Source organism: Micromonospora sp. D75 (assembly GCF_018070405.1).
GTDB lineage: Bacteria > Actinomycetota > Actinomycetes > Mycobacteriales > Micromonosporaceae > Micromonospora > Micromonospora chalcea.
Window position 1 is genome coordinate 1 of sequence record NZ_JAGPXV010000538.1, and the last position, 4,173, is coordinate 4,173.

Annotated in this window: 4 protein-coding genes; all 4 read right to left on the reverse strand. The window is 76.9% G+C overall.

What is annotated here, in order from left to right:
• On the reverse strand, positions 1–1,304 hold a 1,304-nt coding region (locus KBX39_RS24905; protein WP_210872782.1), incomplete at its 3' end, for an AMP-binding protein.
• On the reverse strand, positions 1,301–2,656 hold the full coding sequence (locus KBX39_RS24910) for a DUF6002 family protein (protein WP_209961493.1): 1,356 nt from the start codon (positions 2,654–2,656) through the stop codon (positions 1,301–1,303). The genes KBX39_RS24910 and KBX39_RS24905, both read right to left, overlap by 4 nt.
• Positions 2,653–3,804 carry a potassium transporter TrkA gene (locus KBX39_RS24915; protein ID WP_210872783.1) on the reverse strand — a complete coding sequence of 384 codons (1,152 nt, stop codon included), beginning with the start codon at positions 3,802–3,804 and terminating at the stop codon, positions 2,653–2,655. Before KBX39_RS24915 ends, KBX39_RS24910 begins: the two co-directional genes overlap by 4 nt.
• A partial coding sequence (locus KBX39_RS24920; RefSeq protein WP_247660559.1) for a phosphopantetheine-binding protein occupies positions 3,785–4,173 on the reverse strand: 389 nt, incomplete at its 5' end. The genes KBX39_RS24920 and KBX39_RS24915, both read right to left, overlap by 20 nt.

Below are 4,173 nucleotides of genomic sequence, written 5' to 3' on the forward strand. Positions count from 1 at the left end.
AGCGTCACGTCGTGCCGGGTGACCTCCTCGCCGCCGAGGACGACAGCGCGGACCGACGGCAGCCGCCCGTGCTCGCCGAGGCTCGCCATCACGTACCGGAAGACGGTCGGGGTGGAGTGGTAGACGGTGACGCCCCGGCCGGCGAGCGCACCGGTGAGGTGGCCGAGGCCGTGCGTGCGGACGTCGACCGGGACGGCGGCGGCGCCGGACAGCAGCGCGCCGAACGTGTCGGTGACCGCCATGTCGTAGCCGAACGAGGTGAGCACGCTCGTGCGGTCGTCCGGCCGGACGGCGAAGTTGCGCACGTGGTTGCGGACGCCGAACAGCACGTTGCGGTGGCTCTGCACCACGCCCTTCGGCTTCCCGGTGGACCCGGAGGTGTAGAGCACGTACGCCGGGTCGTCCGGGCGCGCGGGCCCGGCCGGCACCGGCACGCTGGGGTCGCCCCGGCGCAACGACACGACCGGCAACTCCAGCCCGGCGGCGGCAGCGAGCGTGGCGGCGCGCTCTTCGTGGCCGGGGTCCGCGACGATCGCCCGGACGCCTGCGTCGCGCAGCATCGCGGCCAGCCGGGCCGCCGGGTACGCCGGGTCCAGCGGCACGTACGGCGACCCCGACGCCAGCGCCGCCAGGATGCCGGTGATCGTGGCGACGCCGTGGCGGCACAGCACCGCCACCGGCGCCGTGACGTCACCCGGCCCGGCCAGCGCTTCGGCGGTCGCGGCGACTGCCGCGCCGAGTTCCCGGTAGGTCACCGTCGCGTCGTCGGCGAGCACCGCCGGCCTGTCCGGGTACGCCCGCACCGCCGCGGCGAACGCGGCCGGGATGGTGTCGCCGCGGACCCGGCCGGCCTCGGTGCCGTCGCCACCGTGCAGCCGCCACAGGTCCGGCGCCGGACGCCGCTCGTAGCGGGCCGACGGCAGCAGCCCCGCCGACGAGGCGTCCGGGTCCAGCGTGGACAGGACGTCGGCCAGGTCGGCGCGGAGGTCGTCGGCGTACGCGGCGGGCAGCCCGGAGACGGTGACGCCGGCCAGGGCGGGGCTCACCTCGACGGTGGCGTCGACCGGGTGGTCCGGCGGCGCCGGGCACAGCGACCGGCACAACTCCCGGATCGGCGCGTCGGCGGTCAGGTCGAGCGTCACCGGGTCGTCGCCGTGCCGCAGCGTCACCGCGGGGGCTCCGGTGTACCGGCGTACCACCAGGGCGGTGGCGGTGAGGACGACGGCGGCCGGGTCGACGCCCGCGGCGCGCGCCCCGGCGGCGAGCCGCGGCGGCAGGCCGAGCGGCTGCGGAGACGGGCTCACCGCTGGTCCAGGACGGCGGCGACCACGTCGGCGAGCGTGGACACCTCGGCGTCGGCCTCGGCGATCCGGAAGTCGTCGCAGTAGCTGCCGGTGCCGTGCACCACGATCTCGTACCCGGCCGGCACCAGGCCCCGGTCGACGGCGTTGCAGACGCCGGTCAGCGCCATCAGGATCGACCACTCCCGCAGCCGGGCCGGGTCCTCGGGCAGCGTCAGACCGGCGTCGGAGAGCCACTGCCGGGCGACCGGATAGCGCCGCACGCACTCGCGCCGCGACACCACGATGCCGTCGCCGCCGTGCCGTCCGATGAGCGCGTTCATGGCCGGGGAGGTCACCGGGCGGTGGGTGTAGAACGTCGGGTCGAGCACCTCGGCCGGGTCGTCGGTGACGGCCGGGAAGCGCAGGTCGGCGTCCTGCGTCCAGACGCCCCGGCTCTCGTCGAGCGTGTACGCCGGGCAGTGGTCCCGCTCGAACGAGCCGTGGCGCAGGCTGAGCACCATGTCCGGCGTGCCGAGGTGCTGCACGAGCAGGAAACCGGGCCGGTCGGCCGGGTCGGCGTCGCCGGCCGCCTCCAGCACGTCGCGGCCCAGGTTGTAGCCGAGCAGGCCGAACGCGCTGGACACGGCGTGCGCGTGCCAGCGGGAACCGGCGGTGGGCGACACGTCGGCTTCGAAGGCGGCCCGGGCGGCGTCGGCGACCAGGTAGTTGCGCAGATCGAGCGTGTACCAGAGGGTGACGCCGCGCTTGTCGTACGCGGTGGCCGCGTACTCGTCGACGAACGCGCGGCCGAGCGCCTTCACGCCCTCCGGGTCCGCGCCGGTGTACCGCAGCAGCGGGTTCACCGCACGGGTCGCGGGATCGTCGGCGAGCGCGTCGTGGCGGAACTTGTGCCGGGTCGCCGCCGGCGCCAGAACCACGATGGACAGCTGCTCCGGGGTCACCAGCCCGGCCGCGTACGCGCGGGCCACCGAGTCGCGCAGCGCGACGCCCTTGTTGCCGGAGGTCGGGGTGACGATGCACAGCCGCTCGCCGGTACGCCGGATGTGTTCCACCGCGCGGGCGACGATCACCATCGAGGCGAACGTCTTCGTGGTCCGGGTGCCCGGGTTGGCGGTCAGGTCGAGCATCGTCAGGTCGTGTCCGCCGTAGTGGCCCAGCGGGGACCAACTGACCGTGGCGGCGGCGTAGAACTCGCGTACCTGCGGGGTCAGCTCGGGCAGGTCGAAGCCGGGCGCGAAGCCGGGAGTGCCGGGCGCGTCGCCGGGGACCGCGCCGCATCGGCGCACGGCCGACGCGACGACGTCGTAGTAGTCGGTGATCATGTTGCGGGTGGCCGGGGTGGTCACGGTCATCGGGCTTCCTCCAACACACTCCGGGCCGGCGCCGGCGGCACCGTTCGCAGATGGTCACGCAGGGCGGTGAACCGGCAGGCGATCTCGGGCAGCTCGCTCGCGTGCCAGCCGCCGGCCAGGTCCGGCCGGTACGCCGCCAGCGCCGCCCGGGCGCGCTCCGGGTAGCGGACGTGGCCGCCGCCGACCTCGACGCCGTCGCGGCGCCCGGCGGCGGTGTTCCAGGCGACCGCCTGCGCCACCGGCAGCTCGGCCGGCAGCCGCAGCTCGGTCCGGCCGCCGGTGAGCCGGACCGGATAGCCGCCCGGCAGTCCCAGTGGCCCGGGCAGGCTCGCCGTCACCTCGTCGCCGGTGGCGAGCGCCGCCACCAGGGCGGCACCGGCGTGCCCGGCGAGCGCGTTCAGCTCCGGCCGGGGCAGCGCGCGGTAGCCGGCGAGCAGCCCGGCGACGTCCGGGACGGGCCGGCCGTCCAGCCAGGCGCGTACCTCGGCGGTGTCCTCGTCGTCCGGGCCGGGCGCGGCGAGGTGGGCGTGGTGGCCGAGCACCGCCAGGCGGCGCTGGCCGGGACGGCCGAGCGCGGCGTCCAGGCACGCGGCGAGCGTCGCCACGTTGCCGATGCCGCAGCGCACCGGTAGGTCCCGTGCGGCGAGCAGCGGGTTGACCGCGTCCGGGAACGCGCCGTTGACGAGCGTCGCGCCGGGCGCGCCGCCGGCCAGCGCGGCGGCCAGCCGGGACACCAGCTCGGCCTGCAACGCCAGCGTCACGCCGAAACCGGCCGCGGCGATCAGGTCCGTCCAGGCCGACGGCGCCGCCGCCCGCTCGTACGGCGACTGCGCGGACGCGGCGCAGACCAGCACGTCGGGCCGGAGCCGGGCCATCGAGGCGGCGTCGGCGGCGTACCCCTCCCCCGGGTCGGCGCCGGGTTCGGCGGTGAACGGCCGGGCGGTGACGGCGACGGGGGTTCCGGCGACTGTGGCGCGCACCCGCGCGGCGCGGGCGAGCGCGAGCGCCGCGTCCGGGTCGCGGGCCAGGACCGTCACGCGCAGCGGCGCCGGGGTGGGCGTCGCGGCCAGGGCGTGGCACAGCGAGCGAGCCAGCCGGCCGGCGCCCACCACGACGACGTGCCGCGTGTCAGCGGACCGGGCTGACATCGCGTCCCGCCTCCGTGACCCGGTCGACCCAGTCGGCGAACGACCCGGCGCGCAGGCAGCTCGCCGGGGACACCTCCAGCCCGGCCATCTCCCGTACCCGCAGCGCAATCCGCAGCGCGGTCAGCGAGTGCCCGCCGAGCGCGACGAACGTGTCGTCGTCGTGCACCGCGTCGACGCCGAGCGTGGCCCGCCACGCCTCGCGCAGCCGGTCGGTGAGGGCGCCGTCGCCGGGTTCCGCAGCAGGCCCGGTAGGCCGGGGCGGTGGTGGTGGCAGCTCCAGCCGGGCGACCTTGCCGTTGGGCAGGCGGGGCAGCCGGTCGACCAGGACGATCTGGTCCGGGCGCATCGCGGGCGGCAGCGCCGAGGCCA

Excerpts from the sequence above, each read along its gene's own strand:
- KBX39_RS24910 (WP_209961493.1), bottom strand. The coding sequence starts at position 2,656 with ATGACCGTGACCACCCCGGCCACCCGCAACATGATCACCGACTACTAC.
- KBX39_RS24915 (WP_210872783.1), bottom strand. The coding sequence starts at position 3,804 with ATGTCAGCCCGGTCCGCTGACACGCGGCACGTCGTCGTGGTGGGCGCC.